The following is a 23395-nucleotide window of genomic DNA, read 5'->3' as shown; positions in this document are numbered from 1 at the left end:
ACTCTATTTGGCCACGCTCTCCCGCTGGGTCATAAGTCCCTCTTAAGGCTTGCCGCCGCAGCGCCATGCCAGCACATACCTACACCCCTCACCGAGCTTTGCCCTTAGCCCTTCCCCACTCGCTATACTGGTGCAGAACGTGTATTTTTGCCTGCTTAGCGGGCTATTTGTTGGGAGGGCCCCATGGCTGCCGCCAATCAACCCAAGGGAAGCGTTTCTGCCGGATCGATCAAGCCGGTGACGCGCAAAGCCGTTCGCTGCCAGCGCGAAGTCGCCTGGTTGGTCACGCAGGCGGCCGGCAAGCTCGTCGCCACCACCGATGACGTCAACGCCCCCACGCCCAGTTTTGTGCTGGCGGCGGCGTTGTCGTACACCCGCGAGCAGGAGCGGGCCGCCCAGGACGACGGCCACGCAATCGACTACGAGGCCGTCATGGGTCCCGACCTTGCGAGCTTTTGTGCGGCCGCGGGACTGCCCGCAGCACCCAACGCGCTTTCGGACGCGGGCTACATGTTTACCCTCTCGGGCGCGGACCTCATCCGCGATGTTTACGCCTACTGTGGCGACCTGGGCGAACGCATGGGTGACGCCGCGCAGGTCAAACCGGGCTACGCGATCAATCTCGCGCTGCGACTGTTCCTGCTGGATGCCGCCGCGGGCAACGGCGGCACCTCTAACGACAACGACTCTGTATAGCAAAAGCGCCGGGCCGGGAATTCAATCCCGGCCCGGCGCTTGTTCGTTCTACTTGTCCCCGTCCCCTGCGGGTGAGTTCTTTTGGTTGCGACGGTTGCTCCACGTCACGTTGTGCTCCTTGTAGTAATCGGGCGCCTCGTTGCCGCTCGCGCTAATGGGGTCGTTGCCAGTCAGGGTGTCGGCAATATCCTGCACGAACTTAACGAACAGGCTCGAATCGTCGGTCTCAGACGAATCGAAATCGAAACCGAACTCCACCGCGCCGCCGATGATCTTGTCCACGCACTCCGGGTCGTCGCCGTCCAGCCAAATGACCACGGTGTACTTGTCCACGTCGCCCACGCGGAAGTTCGCGTGGCTAATGGTCGTCACCACGTCTTTGGACGCAAACGGCTCGGTGTTGGGCTCGGGATTGCCGTCGGCCGCGGCAGCCGCGTAGGTGATGGGCTTGCCGTTGCGATACACCCGCACGCGCGCCGCCTTCTCCACGCCCTTGCTGGCGCTGACCACCTTGAGCTTGGCGCTGTAGCCCAAATCGGTCTTGCCGGCGTTGCGGATATAGAAGGTGTACGCCACGTAGTTCTTGCCGTTGTGGCTGCCGTCGACGCTATCCAGGTTGTCGGGCAAGTCGTCGGCGGCGATATTGGTGCCGTTGTCCACGGCGTCGGCCGCCAGGCGCGCGGTGGCGTTGTTAAAGTCGCCGTTGTCGGCAATGGCCACGCCGCGGCGGAACAGCTCCAGGCGGTTGAGGTTGATGGTGAAGTTGCCCATGTTTTCCTGCATAAACGACAGGGCGAACAGCACGCCAAAGGCAAGCGCCAGCACCACGAGGGCCTTTTGCAACTTGTCCATGCGCAGCAGCGCCGTGCCGATGCGCTCCATGCGACGCTTGGGCATGTACATGGACACGACCGCGTCGGGGTCGATGTCGTCGAGGTCCTGGTCGGCCAGCGCCTGCTCCAGCTCCTCGATGCGCACCACGCCGCGCAAGTCGCGCTTGGGTTTGGGCTTGCGCTTGGGCTTGGGCTTGCCGAAGCGCTTGCGGGAGGTGGGAGGCTGATCGAGGGCGGAGTCCTCGCCGGGCGCGTTCTCGGCATTGGCGGCGGGCGCGTCTGCCGACGTGTCCACGGTCTGGCGCTCGGCCTGGCGCTCGGCCAAATTATCGGCCACGCCCTCGGCTTGGTCCTGCGCCAAATCCTCGGCCAAATCCTCGGCAGTTTGATCTTTGTTGTCGTTACGCTTGAACAGTGCCATGGCGATCAGATCTTATATTTGGTGCGAATGTAGCCGACGTATTCTTTGACGAGCTCGCGCTCCATGTCGTCGGCGTAGCGAAACTGCAGGCCGCAGACGTTGCGGTACAGGCTGCCCTTGGGCGCGCGGCGCACCCAACACACGATGCCCAGCTGCTCGGGCAGCTCGTGGCGCTCGCCCTGCAGGCGGATCGTGGGCATTTGCACGGCCAGGGCCTCGCCCACATCGGGATAATCGTTGAGGTAGACGGCCAGGCCGCCGGCCGAGACGTCGATGGTCATGGCGTCCTCGGGCTCGGGGGTCGGCTCGTTGTCGCGCTGGTAGGTCAGGCGCATGGCGACCTTAAAACGCTCGTCGCGGCGCTTGACAAAGGTGCGCTGCTCGGCGACTTTGCGCATTTTCCAGTAGGTGCGGATGCCCTTTTTCTCGACTGACTCGGGGTAGCCGGCGAGCACGAACGTTTCCTCGCCCACTTTGTATTGCAGCAGCAGCTTTTGGTTTTCGTCCATGAGCAGCGGCTTGCCGGCGAGCATGGGCGCGCTCATAAGAAAGTACGCGTCGTCCAGGTTCTCTTTGTACGTGGCGAGCATGTTGAAGTCGGTTTTTTGGCCCATGGGCACGTCGAATGCCACCTGAAGCTTGGTCCCCGGCGTTATCTGTTGCTCTGCCATGTTGTCTCCCCCAGTCGCGGGCGCCGATATCATCGTCGTGCGCGATGCACATTGGGCTATTGTACCTGCTTTGCTGCGGGTTTCCATGGGCGGCGCGCGAAATGGCGGGATGTGGGGCACGGGTGAACGCGCAGCCGCTCTGTGCGCGGCATCAATCTAACAGCGATGCATGTCCCCGACAGGCCGTCTGTCTATCTCTCAGCCATCTCTCATTTATCTCTCAGCTTAGAGATGAGTGAGAGATGAGAGACAAAATTACCGTTATCGGTTCAAGCAAATCACGTTCGCGCAGGTAAACTCATGTATACGGGAACTTTGACTCGATCCCCTAGCCACCTTGCAGCATTGTTATCTCTCATATTTATCTCTCGTCTTTCTGTTATCTCTCGCATTAGTGACGAATGAGAGATGAGAGATGCGTGAGTGATGGACGAGTGTGATTTTTTGGACGGTCGGAAAATCCCTCAAATAAAAAACGGGGCCGGCCTTACGCCGAGCCCCGTTTTCAAACGGTCAGTTAGTTATCCAACGCGCGAGCATAGCAGTCAACATTACGCCGCCGCGAACACTCCCAAGCCCGTTCCGATGATGCAGATTGCGAAGATGCCCAAGATGATCCAAATGGTCTTGACGCCCTTTTTATAGAGGGCAACGCAAGCGAACGTTGCCAGCAAGGGCAGCAGACCGGGGAAGATCGAATCGAACAGATCCTGCAGGACAATCTCCGAACCACCCACGTCAAAGGTCAAAGCCGTGGACAGCGAGACCTGTGCCGCAATCATGGCGCCGATAACGGTCATTCCGAGAACACCGGCAGCATGCGTCATGCGAGACATAAGGTTGCTCTCTTCGGACTGCTGCAAAAACTTGGTTCCCAAGTCGTAACCCAGATGGGCGGCGACGATACGCGTTGCAAAGTTAATCACGGAGTAGATGAGCGCGTACACGATGGGGCCGAGCGGGTTGCCCGTCGAAGCGATGCCAATACCAATGCCGGCGGCAACCACGCGGAACGTACCCCAGTAGAACGAATCGCCGATGCCGGAAAGCGGTCCCATAAGGCCGACCTTCATGGCGTTAATCGAGGACGTGTCGAAGTTCTTATCGGCAGCCGCCTGCTCTTCCATCGAAACCGTTAGGCCGGCTACAAACGGAAGCACATGAGGCGTGATGTTAAAGAACTCGGTATGGCGATCGAGCGCCGCATAGTAATCGTCGTCGTTGGGATAGATCTTTCGCAGGGGCTTCTGAATGGTGTACATGAAGCCCATTGCCATCATCTTGTCGTACGACTGCGAGCACTGGCTCGTAAACTGGCGAAGGAACATGCTCCGATACATATCGGGAGTCATAATCGCGTCCTTCTTGGCCTCTTTGAGGTCGGTGTTCTGGATAGCCATTAGAAGTCCTCCTCTTCATCTGCAGCAACCGTCTGCGGACCGGACGAGCCCTCGCGGAAGGCCAGGAGCAGCGCGACGCAAATGGCAGCTGCGGCGACGCCGACCACGTCCATCTTGAGGTAGATGACCATAATGAAGCCCAGGAACAGCCAGGGAAGGAGCTTGTTATCGCCCATGGTCCTGATAAGAAGAGCGAAGCCGATGCAGACCATGACGCCGGACGCAACGTTGAGGCCGTCCATCACAAACTGCGGAATCGCGTTGAGCGCATTGTTGATAAGGTCGGCACCAAAGAACAGCGAGCCAAACACCAGCAGTGCAGACGGAATGCCAATCGACAGCGGCACGATGGTCAGATGGTACAGATTCGCCTTGGCAAGATCGCGATTTGCCAGAGCGGTCTCAATCTTCTTGCAGGCAAAGGCACCCGGAACGGCGTAGCAGAAGTTGCGCCACACCTGAAGGAAGACGGAGACGGGAAGGGCGAGCGCGACGGCAGTTGCCGTGCCCGTACCCGTAATGACGGCAAACGCGCAGCCAAGCACGCCGGAGGCATAGACCTCGGGAGGAACCGCCGCGCCGACCATGATGGCGCCCATGAACATGGACTCCAAAGCAGCGCCGACGATAACGCCCTGCTGGACATCGCCAAGGATCAAGCCGACAAACAGGCTCGTAAACAGCGGACGACCAAGCATCGTAATGCCAAATAATTGCTCGTCCATGGACGCAATAAATGCGACCAGTGCAACTAGAAGATAATAGACAACCATTTCGATCAACCCCAGAAACAGGTCTGCAGGCGAGGCATTCTGCGCAGCTCGCCTGCAGACAACCGCAGCAATTTGAGAGGATTAGTAGTTCATCTGGTGATAGTAACGACGCGTGGTGAGCGGGTGGTTACGGACGTGCTCGAGATGGCAGCTCAGACGCTCGGTGATGGTGTAGGTGACCATCGGGGAGACGATCTTGCGGAACTCGGGGTCGCTGAACGGCAGCTCGACCTCGGCGGTGTCAAACTTGTTCACGCGGACGTTGACGCCCTTCTCGTCGGCGAGCATGTGAGTGAAGTTGTCCACGCGGTCCATGAGCTTACGGGTGTCGTCCTCGCCGTAGAGCATGATGAGGCTCGTGCCTTCCTCGCACAGCTCGATGGTGCCGTGGAAGAACTCGGCGGCGTGGATGGACTTGGTCTTGATCCACTGCATCTCCTCGAGGATGCACATGGCGTAGTCGTAGGCCTCACCCCAGAGCATGCCGGAGCCAATCACCATGTGGTAATCGGTGTCCTTGAAGTCCTCGGCCATGGCGGCGCAGCGCTCGTCCTGAGCGTCCTTGGCCTTGATGAGGTACGGAGCGATGTTGCCGAACTCCTCCATGAAGGTATCGTATTTGGGGAAGGCGCCGGCGTTCTTGAGGAAGCGGGCGACCAGCGTGATCTGGTAGGTGTAGATGGCCTCGCACAGAACGTCGTCCTCGGCGAAGCTGAAGAACTTGTAATCGGCGTACTCGGTGGCCGGAGTGTTGTCGTTGGAGACATACATCAGCGTGCGGGCGCCCTGCTCCTGGCAGAACTTGGCAGCCTCAATGATCTCGGGGGTGGTGCCGGTACGGGTGGAGAAGACGCAGACCGAATCCTTGTTGAAGGTCTTGGGCGGGCACGCGAGGAACTCAGCGGCGATCTCGCAGTGGACGTCGACGTCGGCCGTGGTGGTCTCGACCCAATACTTCATCGGGAGCGTGTGGGCCCAGGTGCCGCCGCAGCCGATGAAGAAGATGTTGGAATAACCCTGCTCGCAGACCTCGTCCACGGCAGCCTCAATCTGAGGACGGAGAGCGAGGGCATCGCTCACAACCTTCTCGTAACGAGGCTCATCGAAATTGAACATCCCTTACTCCTAACTCACTTGGATGAACCCTTCATTCATCCCATGACGTTATAATACTTTATATAACTAACTATGCAAGAACTATTTCAGAATTTTTCGATTTTTCTTTAATAAAAAGCCCGCCGATCAAATAATCGACGGGCTTAGACATAGAGTATCGGTTCAATAAATACCGAACACCAGCATGTTTTCGGCTAAAAAACGTCCTTGGCAAACACCTTAGCATCATTGGGAACCTGACGGATTTCGATGGCCACGCCATCGCCCAGGAGCTCTTGGATATGCTCGGCATCTTTCTCGGTCGCAAAGATCGCAGGGGTCGGATGAAGCGTGGTCTCAGGGGTCTTTCGGGTTCCGCCCAGATTGATCTCTTTGATGTCTTTGCAACCCTTAGCGAGACGATAGACATCTTCAATCGTCTCAGTGATGATAAACAGCGAATACTTGTCGGTAACGCCGCTGTTGAGCGCCTCGATAGCAGCGTCAACATCCTTGATGACGAGTTTAACGCCGTTGGGGCGGGCGAGCCTCAAGGCCGCCTTCCTCATGTCGTCTTTTGCCACAGCATCGCTGGCAAGCAAGATGCAATCTACATCCAAAGCGTGAGTCCAGGACATGGCAACTTGGCCGTGAATCAGTCGGTAATCAACTCTCGTAAGCTTAATCATCGTTATCATCTCCGCACGTGATAAAGGGAATGACAGGTGTGGCCCCTAGCTAGGGCTCGAACCAGAACTAACTAGAACTCTTCTTCCTCGGCGCCGGCAAGCATGTCCGCCGCCTCGCAAAGCTGAATAAACGAACGCGATCCCTCGACCGCGGCTTTGGCCTTGTCCGCATCCAGGGAGTCCAGCTGTGTAACCATTTCCACCAGCAGCGGCAAGTTCATTCCAGCGATTAACGTAAACGATCCGTCGGTCTGCCTCTGAATGAATTCGTTGTTTACAGAGCCGCCAAAGATGTCAGTCACGACAAACCAAGAGTCGGCAGGGTCCCTCGTCTCCATCCATGCATCAATCAACGCCGCGACGTCCCTTGAATCGTCATCGACATAGGCGCACAGGCACTCGATTCGGTCGTTGGTGCCCATCAGAATCTCCAGAGAGCTTTTCATGCCTTGGGCGAGATAACCATGACTCGCTAGCAATATCTTATTCATAGTTCTCAATACCAATAGGACGTACTATATTGTCATAACAAAGTATATTAGCAATCTACCCTACGTGGTGTGTCTATTTTCCAAATCCGCGAACGGTAACAATTGGTCGGTAAATCGACCAATCTATCGCTAATTTACAAATAGAACTTCAGTCGCTCGGTGCAGTACACCTGACGGGAGATGAAAAGCGGCTCGCCACTTGGGGCATAACGTCTATCGACAAACAGAAGCAGCGAAGAGTCCAGCTCCACGTTAAGGTATGCCGCCTCGAGCTCGCTCGCATAGCAGACCTCGAGCGTACGCGTGTTGGGACCCATCTTGATCCCCTGGCGATCGAGTACCGCCATCAGCGAATCATCGAGGGACTCATGCTCCAAAAAAGAAAGCGCAGCGGAATAGCTATTGGTTTCCAGCATCGTGGGCTTGCCATCCACAAGGCGCAGACGACGGCTACGCAATACCTTTTGGGTATCGTCTACGCCCAGGAACTTCGCGTCTCGCAGACTTGGGAAGTCCCAGCCCATTTCGAGAACCCTGGTAGACGCCTGTTTGCCCGCAAGCTGGCACGAATGGGTAAAGCTCTCACGGTCGTCCGCGGCATACATCTGCGTGTCCGACGAAACGAACGTGCCCTTGCCGCGGGCCCTCTCAACAAGCCCAGCATCTTCCATTTCTTTAATTGCGGAGCGAACCGTTATTCGGCTCACGCCAAATTGCTCGATAAGCTCCGCCTCGGTCGGAAGCTTATCTCCCGGGCGGTACGTGCCGTTGGCGATTGAATCAGAAAGCGCACGAACAATCTGTTTGTACAGGGGGATAACGCTATTTGCCTCAACCATATCAACCATACCTTTACAAGGAATCAGCAGCCTATAGATAAATGACTTATATTGTATTAGAACTTTTTAGCACTCCACGCCATTTCCTATAATGTTTTAGCAAACGAGGGGTTATTTTGCGTAAGCGGTGTAGAGTCCATCCATTTCCGCATACAGCTTCAATCTGATGGCGGTATATGCATCCGATAAGCCGATTGATTTTTATCTTCTACCTGTCTCACATTCATCCCTCGTCGTAGAGATGAATGTGAGGTGAGAGATACGTACTTGACGCGCGAGCGTGGATATTTGGACGGTTTTTGGGCTTTTGGCGGCCGATTTCGTCCGAAAATCCACGCTCATGCGGCAGACGTCCGAATTTCCACGCTCGTGTGCCAGAAAATCCACGCTCATCCGGCAGATTGGTCGAAGGCCCCATATGGGTATACTCTCGGGGATTCGACTCGATTCGCCCCCGTTGGGGCGTCAAAGGAGACTGCATATGTCCACTACCTCAACCGACCCGCGCGCCGCTGCTGCCGCGCTGCTGGTGCCCGGCACTACCTGCCACGGCTTTACCGTCGAGCGCTGCGAGACCGTGCCCGAGCTCGACTCGGACGCTTACGTACTGCGCCATACCACCTCGGGCGCGCGCCTGCTGTACCTGGCGTGCGACGACGAAAACAAGGCCTTTGCCATTGGCTTTAAGACGCCGCCGGACGATTCTACCGGCGTGTTCCATATTCTTGAGCACTCGGTGCTGTGCGGGTCGGCCAAGTTCCCCGTCAAGGAGCCATTTGTCGATCTGATCAAGAGCTCCATGCAGACGTTCCTCAACGCCATGACCTACCCCGACAAGACCATCTACCCCGTTGCCACCACCAACGAGCAGGACCTGTACAACCTGATGGACGTGTACCTGGACGCGGTGTTCAACCCGGCCATCTATACCAAGCCCACCATTTTTGAGCAGGAGGGCTGGCACTACGAGCTGGACCTGCCGGAGGGCGCTGGCGGCGACGGCAGCGCCGCCAGCCTGCGCGAGGGCACGCTGCGCTATAACGGTGTAGTGTTCAACGAGATGAAGGGCGCGCTGTCCGACCCCATGAGCGTGCTGGACGACGCCGTCAACGCCGCGCTCTACCCCGACACGGCCTATGCGCACGAGAGCGGCGGCGATCCGCGCGCGATTCCCGCGCTCACCTACGAGCAGTTCCTGGACACGCACGCGCGCCATTACAACCCCTCCAACTCCTACATCACGCTCTACGGCGACCTGGACGTGGACCGCGCGCTGGCCTTTTTGGACGAGCGCTATCTGTCGCAGTCGAGCGCCGCGAGCCGCCGCATGGACGCAGCCGTCGCCGCCGGCGAGGACCCGTCCGCGCTGGCGCCCAATCCGCTGGTCGTGCAGACACCCGTGACCTGCGAGTACAAGCGCGTCGAGATGGCCACCACGCCCGAAAACGCCCTGGTGGGCCTGGGCCTTGTGCTGGGCAGCGCACTCGACCGCAAGCGCACGATCGCCGCGGACATCCTGTTCGAGGCGCTGCTGGGCTCCAACGAGGCGCCGGTTAAGAAGGCTATCCTGGCGGCAGGCCTGGGCGGCAACGTGGTGAGCTACACCGCGGCCGAGTGCCTGCAGCCCTACGAGCTCATCATGCTGCAAAACGCGCAGCCCGGCGTGGCGCGCGAGCTGCGCCGCGTGTTCCAGGACGCCTGCCGCGACCTGTGTGAGCACGGCGTTCCGCGCGAGCGCCTAGAAGCTATCATCAGCAGCAACGAATACGACCTGCGCCAGCGCGACTACGGTATCGCCGACGGCGTGGCCATTGCGTGCGACGCGCTGAGCACGTGGCTCTACGATGACGACGCCGCGACGCTGGCACTCAAGTATGGCCCGGTGTACAAGGAGCTGCGCGGCGAGCTGGAAGGCAGCTACTTTGAGGACCTTCTGCGCGAGCTCGTGCTGGAGAACGACCACATGGCGCTGGTCGAGCTGGTTCCGGTGGACGCCGCTGAGGGTTCGGAGGGCGCCGAAGCTGCCGAGCTGGCAGCCAAGCGCGACGCCATGACCGATGCCGAGCTGGCCGACGTGGTCGAGCGCACGGCTGCGCTGCGTGCCGCGCAGGAGGCCGAGGACACGCCCGAGGACAAGGCCACGCTGCCGCGCCTGCGCGTGTCCGACATTGGCGAGGCGCGCCCCGAGCCGCCGCTGGTCGTAGACACGACCGCGCCCATCCCCTGCCTGCGCCACGGCATCCCCACCAACCGCCTGGCCTACGCCATGCAGTATTTCGACCTGAGCTGCGTCGCATTTGAGGACCTGCCCTATGTGACGCTGCTCTGCCGCCTGCTCAAACAGCTGCCCACGAGCGAGCACTCGGCCGAGGAACTCGACAATCTGCTCGCCGGCAAGCTGGGCTTTTTGAGCTTTACGACCGAGGTCATGACACAGACCGACGTGGACGGCGTGCGCCCTTATCTGCTGGTGAGCGCCGGCGCCCTGTCCGAGAAGATCGATGCGCTGGCGAGCCTGCCGCGCGAGGTGTGGTCGAGCACGCTGTTGCTCGATGCTGACGCCGACCGCGTGCGCGACGTGCTCACGCAGATTCGCATTGGGCTTGAGCAAGGCTTTATCAACAACGGACACTCGGCGGCACTCGGCCGCGCGATGAGCTACACCTCGCCTTCGGCCGTGGTGCGCGAACAGCTCTCGGGCGTGGACTTCTACCTGTTCCTGCGCGATTTGCTCGAGCACTTTGACGAGCGCCTGGACGGCCTGCGTGCCAAGCTTGCCGAGCTGGCAGACCGCATCTTTGTGGCCGACGGCTGCATGGCGAGCTTTACCGGCAGCGATGAGGACTTTGACGCGTACTGGGATGCCGCGGGCGACCTGGGGCTTGGCGCAGGCGACGGCGCCGATGCCGGCCGCAACGCGCTCGTGGTGCCGACGCCGCGCGACCGTCACGAGGCTTTCGTCATCCCCAGCGACATTTGCTTTGCGGCAAGCGCGTGCGACCCGCGTCGCTTGGGACTCGACGTGACGGGCGCCTGGGCGGTTGCCGCCAACGCGCTCTCCTACGACTACCTGTGGAACGAGATCCGTGTGAAGGGCGGCGCATACGGTTGCGGATTCCGCGCGGCTGGCGAGCGTCAAACGGCGTTCTACACCTACCGCGACCCGGCGATCGATCCCTCGATTGAGCGCGTGGCGCGCGCAGGCGAATGGCTCGGCAGCTTTGAGCCCGACGAGGCCGCCTTTGAGGGATTTATCGTGAGCTGCGTGAGCGGCATGGACGCGCCGGTGAAGCCCTACGCGCTCACCAAGCGCCGCAACACGACCTACCTGGCCGGACTCGATCCCAACGCGCGCGAAAAGCGCCGCGCCCAGATGCTCGCCGCCACGCCCGGTGAGTTGCGCTCGCTCGGCACCGACGTAACGCGCATCGCAGCCGAGTCGCCGACCTGCGTCTTTGGCGGCCGAGACGTCATCGCCAAGAGCAACGCCGGCTTTAACGTAGTCGACCTGATGGGCTAACCACAGCAAGCAAAACCACTACAAAGGGGACAGGCCCCTTTGCAGTGGTTCGAACACTTGTTCTATACGTACACATGTTCTATAGTATGGGTGATTGCATCGGATCTAAATTGCAACTAGAATGTAGTTGCAGAATGTGAGGCGGGATGACTCGAGCCCATAAACTCATCGCCCAACTGTTTAGCTGCCCCTCGACGTATCGGTATGCCGATTTTTTAAAAGTCATGGCCTCATATGGCTTTGAAATGGACAGCAAGGGCAAGACATCCGGATCGCGCGTTCGCTTTTACAGGCCATCAGATGGCAGGATGTTCGTGATGCACGCACCCCATCCATCTGACGAATTGACAGCGGGGACCATTCGAAACATCGTTCGATTTCTGCAGGATGTCGGAGGCATTCATGAGTAACGTTTTGGCATACAAGGGCTATTTCGCCCCAGTCGAGTTCGATGCCGAGCAGCGCGTGCTAACAGGTATGGTCGCCGGCATTAGAGACGCAATCATATTTGAAGGCTCCACGGCTGAAGAAGTGGAGCAATGCTTCCACGACGCCGTCGACGATTACCTTGAGTTTTGCGCCGAGAAGGGCAAGGAGCCCGAGCGGGCTTTCAAAGGCTCGTTCAACGTAAGAACGGGCTCTGAGCTCCACAAGCAAGCGGCGCTGGCAGCGGCAAGGAAGGGCGAGTCACTCAATAAGTTTGTGACCGAAGCAATCGCCGCGGCGTTATAAACCACCACAAAGGGGACAGGCACCTTTGTGGTGGTTTTGACGTTTGCCATGATAAAACCTGCCAAAATAAACCTGTCCCTTTTTGGCAGGCTTGCTAGAGGAGTGATGGATGGATAAGGCCGAGTTGCGGCGGGCGGTGATTGCTCGGCGTGATGCTCTTGATTTGGACTTGCGGGCGGCGAAGTCTGCCGCTATCTGTGCGCGGCTTGTTGAGCTGCTGGGCAGCTCAGATCCCGCGGCACCACACACCGTTGCCGTCTATGCCGCCATGGGTTCCGAGGCAGACCCTGCCGCCTTTGCCGCCGCGACCGCCAAACGCGGCTGGCGCGTGGCCTATCCGTGCTTGCTCTCGGCAACCGAAGCTGCTGCCTGCGGCCAGCGTATGTGCATGCGTGCGGCCGCTGCTGGCGACGCATCCGCGGCCCCGTTTATTGCCCACCCCACGCGGGCCTTCGCAGCCACGGACATCGATAGCAGCCGCTTCCCTATCGTGCCTGCCGAAGCTCTCGACATGATCGTCGTGCCGCTCGTAGCCTTCGACCGCGCCGGCGCACGCCTGGGCTACGGCGGCGGCTGCTATGACCGCTACCTGCCCATGCTCTCGCCCGTATGTCAAATCGTCGGCATCGCCTTTGACGAACAGCGCGTCGACCACATCCCCACCGATGCCCACGACCTGTCGCTGCCCAACATCATCAGCGCCTAATCGCCGCCACATCAGCCACGGCTACAGCAGCACCATCGCAGTCTAGTGCTCCTCGCCGGCGCGGGCCAGGTCGTAGGGCGTGGTCTGGTAGACGTAGTAGTTGAGCCAGTTGGTGTAGAACAGCTGAGCCTGGCTGCGCCAGACGTTGCGCGGCTCGGCGGTAGGGTCGTCGCCCGGGAAGTAATGCGCCGGCACCTGAGGGTTGAGCCCGCGCTTCACGTCGCGCTCGTACTCCAGGCGCAGCGTGTCGGTATCGTACTCGGGATGGCCAAAGACAAAGAAGCGACGACTGTCCGTCGACTTGACAATGTACAGCCCCACCTCGTCGGACACGGCCACGACCTCAAGCTGCGGCTCGGCCTCCACGTCCTCGCGGCGCACATCGGTGTTGCGCGAATGCACGGCATAGAAGCGGTCGTCGAAGCCGCGGACCAGCGGGCTTTGCGGCTTCACCAAATAATGCTCGAACACGCCGCTCGCCTTTGCCGGCAGGTCATACTTCTGAATGCCGTAATGATGGTACAGACCGGCCTGCGCGCCCCAACAAATGTGCAGCGTAGAGTGCACGTGCGTGGTGGACCAATCCATGATCTGGCAGAGCTCGGGCCAGTAGTCGACCTCCTCGAACGGCATCTGCTCCACCGGCGCGCCCGTGATGATCAGGCCGTCGTAGTGGATGTCGCGGATGTCGTCGAACGTGCGGTAGAACGTCTCCAGGTGACCGGCGCTCACGTGCGTGGCCTCGTGCGTCTTGGTACGCAGCAGGTCCACCTCCACCTGCAGCGGCGTGTTGGAGAGCTTGCGCATGATCTGCGTCTCGGTGGCGATTTTGGTGGGCATGAGGTTGAGGATGAGCACGCGCAGCGGACGGATGTCCTGGTGCAGTGCGCGGTACTCGGTCATGACAAAGATGTTCTCGCTCTCGAGCTGCGCGGCAGCAGGGAGGGCGTCGGGAATGCGAATGGGCATGGATGCTCCTTACGAGTCAGTTGCAGTTATGGTACAACGAGCGGCCCCATCCGCGCGAGCACATCGCCCGGCGATGTCACCAGCGGCCCAAATCACTCCAAAAGTAGAGATTAAAACATGTCCCAAAAATCTACGACGCTTTAGCCTAGCAAAGTGACGGCAGGAGGCTACAATGGTTCGACGCGAGAAACTCGGCCGAAAGGATACATATATGTACCAGACGCGTAAGATCGGTGTGGTCGGCCAGGGCCACGTAGGAGCACATGTCGCCAACAGCCTGCTCATGCAGGGCATTGCCGATGAGCTGTACCTGTGCGATATCAACGAGGCCAAGGTGACGTCCGAGGTCCAGGACCTGCGCGACTCCCTTTCGTTTGTCCCGTACAACACCAAGATCGTCAACTGCTACGACCACTACGAGGAGCTGGCCTGCTGCGACGTCATCGTCAACGCCGCCGGCAAGGTTGTGCTGGCCGCCGGCAGCCGCGACGGCGAGCTGTTCTTTACCACCGACGCCGCGCGCACCTTTGCCAAGCGCATCGTCGACGCCGGCTTCGACGGCATCTTTGTCTCCATCTCCAACCCCTGCGACGTCGTGTGCACCGAGCTGTGGCACCTGACCGGCTACGATCCCAAGAAGATCATCGGCTCGGGCTGCGGCCTGGATTCGGCCCGCCTGCGCACCGAGATCTCCAAGAAAGTTGGCGTGAGCCCCAAGTCCGTCGACGCCTACATGATCGGCGAGCACGGCTTTAGCCAGCTGGCCGCCTTTAAGGCCGCAACCATCGCCGGTAAGAGCTTGACCGAGCTTCAGGCCGAGAACCCCGACAAGTACGCCTTCGACCACATGGAGGTCGAGGAGCTCGCGCGCAAGGGCGGCTATGTGACCTATGCCGGCAAGCAGTGCACCGAATACGCCGTCGCCAACTCCGCCGCGCGCGTCTGCGCCGCCGTGCTGCACAACGAGCACGCCGTGCTTTCCGCTTCCACGCTCATGACCGGCCAGTATGGCGAGGAGGGTATCTTTACCTCCCTGCCGTGCGTGATCGGTGCCGAGGGCGTCGAGGAGGTCTACACGCTCGACCTGTCCGAGTACGAGCTCGAGGGCTTCCACAAGAGCTGCCAGCACATCCGCGACAACATCGCCCAGCTCGACTGGTGGGACGCCGAGGCCTTCGACGCCAAGTAGTCCGCTGCCTGCCGCAACCTTGCGATTCTAAGCGCGATACTAAGCGGGCCGCGCCGGAAATCCCCGGCGCGGCCCGCTTTTTTGACTCACGCAGTGCCCTTGCGAATCGAAGGTGGAATGGTTTTCCCGTTACTTAGTACTGCTCGATGCCCATGTAGCGACGAACCTCGGGGCTGTGGTCGAACACCTTGCCGCGGGCGGCGCGCAGCTCGCAGCTCATGTTGTAGAAGAAGATCGGCTCCAGGTACGAACGCACGCTGGCAGGCACGTCGCCCACGCCGTACTCGAGTGCGTCGAGCACCATGACCGTATCGGTGTGCGTGTTGAGGAACGCCAGCGCGCGCTCCTCCATGGGGCGGCACTCGCCCGATCCGAGCTGTACAAAGTAGAACACGCCGGGCTCGGTAGCCTCGAACGGGCCGTGGAAGTACTCGCCGGAGTGGATGTAGCAGCAGTGCTGCCACTGCATCTCCATGAGCGAGCAGATGGCCATGGCGTAGGTCTGGCTAAAGTTGGGGCCGGATCCCAGGATGTAGAAGAACTCGTGCTGCTGGCAGAGCTCGGCAAAGCGATCGCCCAGCTCGGCGTTGACCTTCTCGCGGGCAGCGGGCAGCAGCGCATCCATCTGCTTAAGGCCGGCGTACATGTCGGCAAGCGCCTCGTAACCCTCCTGCTGGTGGAGCAGTTCGGCGGCGATCAGAGCGCCGATGCCCTGCGGCACCTCGGCCTGCGACACGCCCTCGCCCCAAGGGTAGACCCAGGTGGTCCACTTGCCGTTATCAATCTTGGAGCCCTCGCAGTCGGTCATGGCCACGACCTCGGCACCGGCTGCCAGCGCCATCTCGCAACCGTCGACGACCTCCTGCGTATTGCCGCTGTGGCTGCAGGCGATGACGAGTGACTTCTCGCCAAGACTCTTGGGGGCCATCAGGCAAAACTCGCGCGCCGTGTAAACCGTCGAGGTAAACGTGGTCGCCTCGCGCTTGAGCAGCTCGTTGGCCGGCATCAGGTCGATCATCGAACCGCCGCAGGCAATCCAAAAAACGTTCTCAATCTTGCCCTTGCGCTCGATAATTTCCTGAACCAGATCATGTGCGTTCATCCTGATGTTCCTCCTTGTGGGGCGGCTTTGAGCGACGACAGCTCGTACCTGCGGTCGTTCTATGTTGTCCTATTTATAGCACGCAAGCTGTCGCAGGTGAAGTCATTGCGGCAAATTTGTTCCATATTGTTCTATTCGTGGATGTTAGATGTCGAACACGTAGCGCGAGCCCACGATCTTTTGGCGCCCGAGCAGCAGGGGGCGCTCGTCTGCATCGGTAAAATACGCCTCCATATAAAAGAGAGGCTCGCCGACCGGCACCTCCAGCAGCGGGGCCACCTGGGCATCGGCAAGCGCGATCTCCACGGTACAGGGGTCGGACTTGAGCGGCGCGCGGCCCGAGTGGTCGGCAACGAGCGCAAAGATCGAGTTATCGGTGAGGTCCTCGGCGGCCAGCGTCTGCAGGTAGGGATGGTCGGCGAGCACAAAGGCGTTGTTCTCGAGCATGACGGGGATGCCGTCGGCCGTGCGCACGCGCTCGACCACGATAAGCTCACTGCCGGGCTCCACGCCAAAAAACGCCGCGTCCTCGCGCGTCGCCGCAACCACCGTGCGCGACACCAGGCGCGCTCCGGCCACCATATCGTTGGCAGCACAACCCTCAGTAAAACTCTGGACGTCACCCTTCTGGCGAATCTTGCGCTTGAGCTTGGGCGCGCACACAAACGTGCCCCTCCCCTGCTGGCGGCTGAGATACCCCGCGCGCGACAGCTCCTCGATGGCGCGGCGCACGGTGATGCGTCCCACGCCGTAGGACTTCGCGAGCTCCATCTCGGAAGGAATACGCGAGCCGGCCGCGTACACGCCGCGCGCGATCTCGCCCTTTAGGTCGTCCATAACCTGCTGGTACAGCGGCACGGCGGACACCTCGGCGCGCTCGGAACGTTCGGTCTTGCTATCGGCTGCCATCATTACGCTCCATCCCGCGCATGCTCGGACTCAAATTCTTCAATCGCCGCCATAAACTGCTCGCCAAAGGCGTCGGCCTTTTTCTCGCCAATGCCGTTGACCCGGATCAGCTCCTCGCGCGTTTGAGGGCGCAGGCGGCACAGGCCGCGCAGAGCCTTGTCGGAAAAGACCATATACGGCGCCATCTCCAGCTCGGTCGAGATCTCCTTGCGCAAGGCACGCAGGCGCTCGAACAGCTCGGCATCGTCGCCCACGCGCGGGCGCTGATCCAGCTCAGCCTCCTCGCGCAGCAGATCCACCGCGCGGCGGGCGCGGGCCGAGGCCTTGCGCTTGGACGCGCGACGCTTAACGGTAAAGGCGAACGCCTCATCCTCGACCTCGCCGGCACGCGGGCCCAGCCCAACGACCGGGTACTGCCCCTGCGAGGTGGCCAGATAACCGCGGCCGCACAGCTGGCCGATGATGTCCTTGATGCGCCCGACCGATTCGCTCGACAGCTCACCGTAGCCGCGGTCCTCGTCCAGATGCATCTGGCGAATGCGCTCGGTGTTGCCGCCGTGGAGCACGTCGGCGATCAGCGACTTGCCAAAACGCATGGGACGCGTGGCCACATAGCGCACGGCAGCGCGGGCCATATCGGTGACGTCCTCGACCTCGAACTGAGTGAGGCAGTTGCTGCAGTTGCCGCAGCCCTCGGCGTCGTCCGTGGCGGTGGCGCCCGCACCAGCCGCAGCAGCATGCTCGGCCGCGGCCTCGTCGCCAAAGTAGCGCAGCATATATTCGCGCAGGCAGCCGGTGGTATTGCAGTAGCCCTCCATCTGGCTGAGCAGACGATATCGATTTTGGAGCGCCCACGCGCGTTGCTCGTCGTCGAGCGCCTCGTCGGCCGCATCGCCGCGGTCGATTAAAAAGCGGCGCATGCGAAAATCGTTGCCGTTCCACAGTAAGTGGCAGCTGGCCGGATCGCCATCGCGGCCGGCGCGGCCCGCCTCCTGGTAGTAGGCCTCGATGCTCTCGGGCACGTTGTTATGGATGACGTAGCGCACGTTGGGCTTGTCGATACCCATGCCAAAGGCGTTGGTGGCAACCATCACCTGGATATCGTCGTCGATAAAGGCACGCTGGCTCTGACGACGGGCGTCGTTGCCCATGCCGGCATGGTAGCGGCCCACGCGAATGCCGCTGGGGCCCAACGCCTCAGCAAGCTCGCCTGCCAGCACATCGACGGTCTTGCGGGTCGAGCAATACACGATGCCGCTCTCGCTCGAATGCGCGATCACGTAGTCGCGCACCCACGCGGTCTTAGCCTTGTCGCCCATCTCCTCGCAGCCAAAGTAGAGGTTCTTGCGATCGAAGCCCGTCACCACCGTCGCCGGGTTTTGCAGGCCGAGCATCTGCTGAATGTCCGCACGCACGCGCTCAGTCGCTGTAGCGGTAAAGGCCGCCACGATGGGGCGCTGCGGCAGGGAATCGATAAACTCGCGAATCTGCAGGTAGGCGGGGCGGAAATCCTGACCCCATTGGCTCACGCAGTGGGCCTCGTCAATGGCCACGAGCGGAACGCCGATGCCGCCTTCGGCCGCAGCTTCCTGCGCAAAGGCCAGAAAACGCGGCTCGAGCAGGCGCTCAGGTGCCACATACATAAGCTGGTAGCGACCCTCGCGCGCCCGCTTGAGCACGGTATTTTGCTGAGCCGGCGTAAGGCTGGAGTTGAGATAGCTGGGGCGCGCGCCCGCCGCGAGCAGTGCGCGGGTCTGGTCCTCCATAAGCGACAGCAGCGGACTCACCACAAAGGTGATGCCGGGCAGCATGAGCGCAGGCACCTGGTAGCAAATGGACTTGCCGGCGCCCGTGGGCATAACGCCCAGCGCGTCGCGGCCGGCAAGGATCGCATCGACCATGCGGTCCTGCCCCGGGCGAAACGAGGTGTAGCCAAAATAGGCGCCGAGCGTGTCGAGCGCCATCTGCTGCATGCTATCGGTCATGGTTTCCTAACGTCCAAGTCATCTGCCGCCGATTATACGCCGCCACGCGGACCGGTGCCGCACGGCTGCCGGCCACGGGCAACGTGATCCAAGGCGAACGAGAGTAGATTTTTGGACACTTTCAGAATGAGAGTGGATAATCTCCCACTTTGAACCCGTCACCAAGCCAAAAATGGGAGATTATCCACGCTCATTCTATGGGTAGTCGATGTTTTGGCAATGTCAGCGAAAGCCCGCCAGAGCGAGCAAGGTGCCTTGAAACAAGGCGGCATTGATCTTCTGATCATGCCGCCGAAGTTGAAAGGCAGATTGCCGCTCTGGCGGGCTTGCAGCGTCGAGCCGTTGCGCGGTTTGGAAAACCGCGCAACTAGAGCTACATCACCATAACGTAGCGCGATCCCACGTAGTACTGCTTACCCATCAGGACCGGCTCGCCATTGGGGCCGATAAAGCCGGCACGCAGATTGAGCAGTGGATCGTGCGGAGCAATGCCCAACTCGGCCGCCTGCTCGGCGTTAGCGCGAACGGCCTCGACCGTACGGTAGCCAACCGAGACGATCGGTGTTCCGCCAACACGCTCGACCTCGGCAAAAATCGACTTGTCCTCAAGATCGGCCGTCAACAGCTCGCGGTATGCATCAAACGGCACAAAGATGTTTTCCTCAAAGATGGGCTCGCCGTCGGCCGTGCGCACGCGCTTAATATGCAGCAGCAGCGCATCCTTCTGCAGACCAAAGAACTCCATCTCGTTTTGGCGCGCCGGCACAATCTGGCGATCGACCACGTGCGCGCCGGCCTTCATGCCATTGTCGGCACACAACGCAGTAAACGTCTGCAGCGTCGAAGCATGGAACTGGCGATTGATGTGCGGCGTAGAGACAAAGGTGCCGCGGCCCTGCTGCTTAACCAGGTAGCCATCGGAGCACAGCTCCTCGACGGCGCGACGCACCGTAATGCGGCTCACCTCATACTGCTCGGCAAGCTCAAGCTCGGACGGGATGCGCTCCTTAGGTGCATAAACACCTTTCTCGATCGCTTCCTTGATCTCGTCGTAAATCTGCTGGTAAAGCGGTGCATTTTTGGGCGCTGGCATATCTGATCACTCTTATCAAAATATCGAAATAACTAATACGTATATAACGTCTTTTTATATGTTACCTTAGTTTGATAAAACGATACACCGCATACAGCAAATCTTTACTTGCCGTCGTCCTGCTGCAAGCTTTCCTGATCGTGCAGACGGGCCTGCCTGCTGGCCATGCGCGCGGGCTTGTCGGGATCGGGAACGGCCGTGGGCATGGGCTCGTCGACATGGCCGCCCCACCAGCCGCCCACAAAGTTAAGCGTGTGGAACACATTGATCACGGCGCCGGGATCAATGTCGCACACCAACTTGATGATGTCCTGGCTCTCGTAGGTCGAGACAACGGTGTGCAGCAGGTACATCTTTTCGCGGCTGTATCCGCCAACGACCTCGGCGCAGCTAATGCCGTGCTGAAAATGGTCAACATAGGCGGTCATGACCTCGTCGGCCTTGCGCGTCGTGATCTGCAGCGTTACGCGGTCATAGCGGCGGTAGAAGCTGTCGATGGTCTTGGTCGAAATAAACTGGAACACGATAGAATACGCCGCATTGTCCCAGCCAAACATAAAGCCGAAGATCGCCAGGATAAAACAGTTAAAGCCAAAGATGACGCCCCAGATGGTCTTGCCCGTGTGGTTGGAAACCCACAGCGCGATAAAGTCGGTACCGCCGGTGGATGCGCCGGACTTAAGCGCAATGGCGGCGCCCAGACCCGAGACCACGCCGCCAAAAATGATGAGCATGATCTTGTCGCCCAAAAACGGGGCGAAGTGAAAGATATTGAGAAACAGCGACGAAAGCACGACCTGCATCATCGAGAAGATGACGAAGCGCCTGCTGATGCCGCTCCAGCACAGAAGCGCCACGGGGATGTTGAGCGCGAGCATGCCGAGCGAGATGTCAATATGAACGCCGCCAAGCGAGGTAACGCGATCGAGCAGGACCGCGACGCCGGTGAGGCCGCTCGGAAGCAGGTCGGCGGGGCGAATGAACGCCTGGATCAAAAATGTCTGGAGAACGGCGGAAATCGTGACCGCCACGGCAGTAATGGCGCGACGAACGATGGTGAGGCGGCCGAGCACGAGCACGCGGTCCGTGAGCTGATCGATGGCGTTCGCCACGTAGGCTCCTTTCGAAGGCAGATGTAGTTGTGGGGCATGTCGGCGATTGTAGCATGGAGCGCGAAAGGGCGCTTCAATTCACCCGCTCTCGACAACCAAAACGAGCCAAAACGAGCCAGCAACCCCCCAACCAAAGACTCAAATTCTAAGTGAGTAGACTTTTCGCGACCCACCGAGCATACCCAAAAAAGTCACCTCTGTGACCTGCGGTTTTACTAAGGCAGATACGCTTTGTGCTTGGCCTGCGCCAAAAAGTCTACTCACTTAGTCCGAGCCGAAGCCGAACGGATCCAATCAAAGCCAAAATGAGCCAATCCACCGCAAAAGACGTGTGAATCCGCACTTCTTGCGGCGAATTGACGCTACAAAGCGGCCAAAATGTCGGCGAGGTTGTCGATGATGGCGTCGGCGACAGACTGATCCAGGTTGACACCCTCGTGCGGACGCAGTGCCAGGACGCGGGCGCCGGAGCGCTTGCCAGCCTCGATGCCCAAAGGCGAATCCTCGATAACCAGGCACTCGGCCGGATCAACACCCAGCGCCTCCATGGCACGCAGGTAGATCTCGGGGTCGGGCTTAAACGCACTGCACTCGTGACCGCTGATGGTGTAGTCCAGCACGTCGGCGATGCCGGCAATCTCCACCAGCTCGTCAATCAGCTCACGATAGGACGAGCTCGCGATGGCACACTTCACGCCGCGCTTGTGCAGCTCACGCATCACCGGCTCCGTCTGCTCGTTGAGCAGCTCGGCATACGGAACGGGGTGGTCCGGGCTGTAGACTTGCTTGTACTCCACGCGCAGGCGCTCGCGCAGCTCAATATCGTCGGGAACCAGCGTCTCCCAAATGGCGGGCTCGTTAGACCCCGAAAGATCGGGGATCTCGTCAAAGTGGAACCCCTTCTCCTCCATAAACGCCACGCGGCGACGGTTATAGAACCACTCGGTATCGACCAGCACGCCGTCCATATCAAACAGCACTGCCTTGATCATACGCATCTCCTCCCACCTGCCAAAATGGGACAGGTTTATTTTGGTAGGTTTTATCTGGGGTTTTGCGGCGCGACGGGCGCGCCCTCCCCAGAGCAAAAAAGGGGACGGGGCGCAAACCCCATCCCCTCTCAATCAACCTGTAAGGTCTACTTACTTGTGATTAGTAGGAAAGCTTCCACATGTAGCGACGCATGGTCAGCGGGTGCTGACGGGCCTCGGCGATCTGGTTGCCGTACTCGCGCATAACGGCGAGGTGCAGCAGCGGGTTGAAGTAGGTGACGACGCTTGCCGGCACGGCGTCGGCCAGACCGTAGTCCTTGGAGTCGATCAGAGCGACCTTGGCGCCCATGCGCTTAAGGAAGGTGAGGGCGCGGGCGTCCATCGGACGGGTGGCACCATCAGACATGAAGAAGACGTAGGGCTTACCCTCGGTGGAAACCTCGAACGGGCCGTGGAAGTACTCGCCGGTGTTGTAGGCGGCGGCGTCGATCCACTGCATCTCGGTGAACAGGAAGGCGGCGTGAGAATAAGCCATCTTCTCGGAGGCACCGGAGGCCATGAAGTAGATCATCTCGTCGTCCTTGAAGTCCTGGGCGAACTGCTTGGCAAGACCCTTGGCGGACTGAGCGGCGTTCTCGCAGAGCTCGAAGACATTGGTGAGGCCGGTGATCATGTCCTCGTAGTGGTCATAGCCCTCGGTCTGCTGAAGGATCTCGAGAGCAAGAGCGATGGCATAGCCGGGCTTCTCGCACTTGGCAGCGTAGTTGGCGTGGAAGCCGTGAACGATGACGTGGTCGGCGTCGACGGTCAGAGCGGAGCCAGCCTTGTTGGTGAGGGAGACGACCGGGCAGTTGTGCTTCTTGGCGGTCTTGTTGGCCTCGACGGTCTCGGGCGTGGAGCCACCCAGGGAGCAGGTGATCACGAAGGTGTGCTCGTTGACCCAGGAAGGCGTGTCGTAGTTGAACTCGTTAGCGGTGAAGATCTGAACGTTCAGCTTGTCCGTGTTGTTGGCCAGGAAGTACTTGGCGGGGTAGAGGTCGGACATGGAAGCACCGCAGCCGACGAAAGCGACGCTGTGGATCTCGTGGTTGGACAGGACGTCAGCGACGATCTGCTTAGGGAGGTTAAGGTCGATCTCGTACATCTGACACATTCCTTTCGATTTGTTGCGGCGTCAC

At 60.1% G+C, this 23395-nt stretch carries 22 protein-coding genes; 6 read left to right on the top strand and 16 right to left on the bottom strand.

The annotated features are described in order from the left end of the window. Positions 1-183 precede the first annotated feature (183 nt). Positions 184-696, top strand: a complete 513-nt coding sequence (locus tag DW233_RS00205; protein WP_118266136.1) for a hypothetical protein — start codon at positions 184-186, stop codon at positions 694-696. A gap of 48 nt (positions 697-744) precedes the next feature. Here the strand turns inward: DW233_RS00205 and DW233_RS00200 are convergent, their stop codons facing one another. The 8 genes from DW233_RS00200 to DW233_RS00165 form a co-directional block, all read right to left on the bottom strand. Beyond that, a complete protein-coding gene (locus DW233_RS00200; RefSeq protein ID WP_118266135.1) occupies positions 745-1950 on the bottom strand; it encodes a hypothetical protein in 1206 nt (401 codons plus the stop codon). Positions 1951-1955: 5 nt separating this feature from the next. Next, positions 1956-2621, bottom strand: coding sequence for a PilZ domain-containing protein (locus DW233_RS00195; RefSeq protein WP_158565259.1), 666 nt, complete (start codon positions 2619-2621; stop codon positions 1956-1958). A gap of 551 nt (positions 2622-3172) precedes the next feature. After that, positions 3173-4021: a PTS system mannose/fructose/sorbose family transporter subunit IID gene (locus tag DW233_RS00190; protein WP_192924133.1), complete on the bottom strand. Its 849-nt coding sequence runs from the start codon at positions 4019-4021 to the stop codon at positions 3173-3175. After that, positions 4021-4794 (bottom strand): PTS sugar transporter subunit IIC, encoded by a 774-nt coding sequence (locus DW233_RS00185; RefSeq protein WP_118266133.1) that lies wholly within the window; start codon positions 4792-4794, stop codon positions 4021-4023. Before DW233_RS00185 ends, DW233_RS00190 begins: the two co-directional genes overlap by 1 nt. An 81-nt stretch (positions 4795-4875) precedes the next feature. Beyond that, complete coding sequence (locus DW233_RS00180; RefSeq protein ID WP_117640663.1) at positions 4876-5910, bottom strand: SIS domain-containing protein; 1035 nt, start codon at positions 5908-5910, stop codon at positions 4876-4878. A 194-nt stretch (positions 5911-6104) separates the two neighbouring features. Then, a complete protein-coding gene (locus DW233_RS00175) occupies positions 6105-6578 on the bottom strand; it encodes a PTS sugar transporter subunit IIB (protein WP_117634363.1) in 474 nt (157 codons plus the stop codon). A gap of 71 nt (positions 6579-6649) precedes the next feature. After that, on the bottom strand, positions 6650-7069 hold the full coding sequence (locus DW233_RS00170) for a PTS sugar transporter subunit IIA (protein ID WP_117629024.1): 420 nt from the start codon (positions 7067-7069) through the stop codon (positions 6650-6652). A gap of 134 nt (positions 7070-7203) precedes the next feature. After that, positions 7204-7908 (bottom strand): GntR family transcriptional regulator, encoded by a 705-nt coding sequence (locus DW233_RS00165; protein WP_117563729.1) that lies wholly within the window; start codon positions 7906-7908, stop codon positions 7204-7206. Between the two features lie 481 nt (positions 7909-8389). Between DW233_RS00165 and DW233_RS00160 the strand changes: the two genes are divergently transcribed. The 4 genes from DW233_RS00160 (at position 8390) to DW233_RS00145 (ending at position 12866) form a co-directional block, all read left to right on the top strand. Further along, positions 8390-11428 carry an insulinase family protein gene (locus tag DW233_RS00160; protein WP_118266132.1) on the top strand — a complete coding sequence of 1013 codons (3039 nt, stop codon included), beginning with the start codon at positions 8390-8392 and terminating at the stop codon, positions 11426-11428. 146 nt (positions 11429-11574) lie between these two features. Further along, positions 11575-11838 (top strand): type II toxin-antitoxin system HicA family toxin, encoded by a 264-nt coding sequence (locus tag DW233_RS10580; protein ID WP_118266131.1) that lies wholly within the window; start codon positions 11575-11577, stop codon positions 11836-11838. After that, on the top strand, positions 11831-12160 hold the full coding sequence (locus DW233_RS00150; RefSeq protein WP_118266130.1) for a type II toxin-antitoxin system HicB family antitoxin: 330 nt from the start codon (positions 11831-11833) through the stop codon (positions 12158-12160). Before DW233_RS10580 ends, DW233_RS00150 begins: the two co-directional genes overlap by 8 nt. 109 nt (positions 12161-12269) lie before the next feature. After that, a complete protein-coding gene (locus DW233_RS00145) occupies positions 12270-12866 on the top strand; it encodes a 5-formyltetrahydrofolate cyclo-ligase (protein WP_118266129.1) in 597 nt (198 codons plus the stop codon). Between the two features lie 42 nt (positions 12867-12908). Here the strand turns inward: DW233_RS00145 and metA are convergent, their stop codons facing one another. Beyond that, a complete protein-coding gene (gene metA, locus DW233_RS00140; protein ID WP_006235124.1) occupies positions 12909-13835 on the bottom strand; it encodes a homoserine O-succinyltransferase in 927 nt (308 codons plus the stop codon). Between the two features lie 211 nt (positions 13836-14046). On the opposite strand from metA, the gene DW233_RS00135 reads away from it, so the two are divergent. Beyond that, positions 14047-15024 (top strand): L-lactate dehydrogenase, encoded by a 978-nt coding sequence (locus tag DW233_RS00135; RefSeq protein WP_118266128.1) that lies wholly within the window; start codon positions 14047-14049, stop codon positions 15022-15024. 133 nt (positions 15025-15157) lie between these two features. Here DW233_RS00135 and DW233_RS00130 read toward each other — a convergent pair whose 3' ends face one another. The 7 genes from DW233_RS00130 to DW233_RS00100 all read right to left on the bottom strand — a co-directional run bounded on the left by DW233_RS00130 (position 15158) and on the right by DW233_RS00100 (position 23361). Continuing rightward, entirely contained in the window at positions 15158-16126 is a 969-nt protein-coding gene (locus tag DW233_RS00130) for an SIS domain-containing protein (RefSeq protein ID WP_118266127.1), read from the bottom strand. A 144-nt stretch (positions 16127-16270) separates the two neighbouring features. Then, positions 16271-17035, bottom strand: coding sequence for a GntR family transcriptional regulator (locus DW233_RS00125; RefSeq protein WP_118266230.1), 765 nt, complete (start codon positions 17033-17035; stop codon positions 16271-16273). A gap of 2 nt (positions 17036-17037) precedes the next feature. Next, the gene (locus DW233_RS00120) at positions 17038-19020 is read right to left on the bottom strand and encodes an ATP-dependent DNA helicase RecQ (protein WP_118266126.1); all 1983 of its coding nucleotides are present in this window, start codon (positions 19018-19020) and stop codon (positions 17038-17040) included. A 373-nt stretch (positions 19021-19393) separates the two neighbouring features. Beyond that, entirely contained in the window at positions 19394-20113 is a 720-nt protein-coding gene (locus tag DW233_RS00115; RefSeq protein ID WP_118266125.1) for a GntR family transcriptional regulator, read from the bottom strand. A gap of 104 nt (positions 20114-20217) precedes the next feature. Continuing rightward, entirely contained in the window at positions 20218-21225 is a 1008-nt protein-coding gene (locus DW233_RS00110; RefSeq protein WP_118266124.1) for a YitT family protein, read from the bottom strand. 362 nt (positions 21226-21587) lie between these two features. Next, a complete protein-coding gene (locus DW233_RS00105; RefSeq protein ID WP_158567765.1) occupies positions 21588-22217 on the bottom strand; it encodes an HAD family phosphatase in 630 nt (209 codons plus the stop codon). Positions 22218-22377: 160 nt separating this feature from the next. Continuing rightward, positions 22378-23361, bottom strand: a complete 984-nt coding sequence (locus DW233_RS00100; protein WP_233505639.1) for an SIS domain-containing protein — start codon at positions 23359-23361, stop codon at positions 22378-22380. Between the last annotated feature and the right edge of the window lie 34 nt (positions 23362-23395).

This window comes from Collinsella sp. AM20-15AC (assembly GCF_003471405.1).
In the GTDB taxonomy this organism is placed as follows: Bacteria; Actinomycetota; Coriobacteriia; order Coriobacteriales; family Coriobacteriaceae; genus Collinsella.
Note: the sequence above shows the minus strand (reverse complement) of the source record. Positions and strands in the feature narration are given on the sequence as shown.

What these genes read in the sequence shown, in the direction of transcription:
- DW233_RS00125 (WP_118266230.1), bottom strand. Translation starts at nt 17,035, where the DNA reads ATGGCAGCCGATAGCAAGACCGAACGTTCCGAGCGCGCCGAGGTGTCC.
- DW233_RS00105 (WP_158567765.1), bottom strand. Translation starts at nt 22,217, where the DNA reads ATGATCAAGGCAGTGCTGTTTGATATGGACGGCGTGCTGGTCGATACC.
- DW233_RS00180 (WP_117640663.1), bottom strand. Translation starts at nt 5,910, where the DNA reads ATGTTCAATTTCGATGAGCCTCGTTACGAGAAGGTTGTGAGCGATGCC.
- DW233_RS00150 (WP_118266130.1), top strand. Translation starts at nt 11,831, where the DNA reads ATGAGTAACGTTTTGGCATACAAGGGCTATTTCGCCCCAGTCGAGTTC.
- DW233_RS00100 (WP_233505639.1), bottom strand. Translation starts at nt 23,361, where the DNA reads ATGTACGAGATCGACCTTAACCTCCCTAAGCAGATCGTCGCTGACGTC.
- DW233_RS00115 (WP_118266125.1), bottom strand. Translation starts at nt 20,113, where the DNA reads ATGCCAGCGCCCAAAAATGCACCGCTTTACCAGCAGATTTACGACGAG.
- DW233_RS00145 (WP_118266129.1), top strand. Translation starts at nt 12,270, where the DNA reads ATGGATAAGGCCGAGTTGCGGCGGGCGGTGATTGCTCGGCGTGATGCT.
- DW233_RS00130 (WP_118266127.1), bottom strand. Translation starts at nt 16,126, where the DNA reads ATGAACGCACATGATCTGGTTCAGGAAATTATCGAGCGCAAGGGCAAG.
- DW233_RS00120 (WP_118266126.1), bottom strand. Translation starts at nt 19,020, where the DNA reads ATGACCGATAGCATGCAGCAGATGGCGCTCGACACGCTCGGCGCCTAT.
- DW233_RS00175 (WP_117634363.1), bottom strand. Translation starts at nt 6,578, where the DNA reads ATGATTAAGCTTACGAGAGTTGATTACCGACTGATTCACGGCCAAGTT.
- DW233_RS00185 (WP_118266133.1), bottom strand. Translation starts at nt 4,794, where the DNA reads ATGGTTGTCTATTATCTTCTAGTTGCACTGGTCGCATTTATTGCGTCC.
- DW233_RS00165 (WP_117563729.1), bottom strand. Translation starts at nt 7,908, where the DNA reads ATGGTTGAGGCAAATAGCGTTATCCCCCTGTACAAACAGATTGTTCGT.
- DW233_RS00135 (WP_118266128.1), top strand. Translation starts at nt 14,047, where the DNA reads ATGTACCAGACGCGTAAGATCGGTGTGGTCGGCCAGGGCCACGTAGGA.
- DW233_RS10580 (WP_118266131.1), top strand. Translation starts at nt 11,575, where the DNA reads ATGACTCGAGCCCATAAACTCATCGCCCAACTGTTTAGCTGCCCCTCG.
- DW233_RS00205 (WP_118266136.1), top strand. Translation starts at nt 184, where the DNA reads ATGGCTGCCGCCAATCAACCCAAGGGAAGCGTTTCTGCCGGATCGATC.
- DW233_RS00170 (WP_117629024.1), bottom strand. Translation starts at nt 7,069, where the DNA reads ATGAATAAGATATTGCTAGCGAGTCATGGTTATCTCGCCCAAGGCATG.
- DW233_RS00190 (WP_192924133.1), bottom strand. Translation starts at nt 4,021, where the DNA reads ATGGCTATCCAGAACACCGACCTCAAAGAGGCCAAGAAGGACGCGATT.
- DW233_RS00200 (WP_118266135.1), bottom strand. Translation starts at nt 1,950, where the DNA reads ATGGCACTGTTCAAGCGTAACGACAACAAAGATCAAACTGCCGAGGAT.
- DW233_RS00160 (WP_118266132.1), top strand. Translation starts at nt 8,390, where the DNA reads ATGTCCACTACCTCAACCGACCCGCGCGCCGCTGCTGCCGCGCTGCTG.
- metA (WP_006235124.1), bottom strand. Translation starts at nt 13,835, where the DNA reads ATGCCCATTCGCATTCCCGACGCCCTCCCTGCTGCCGCGCAGCTCGAG.
- DW233_RS00195 (WP_158565259.1), bottom strand. Translation starts at nt 2,621, where the DNA reads ATGGCAGAGCAACAGATAACGCCGGGGACCAAGCTTCAGGTGGCATTC.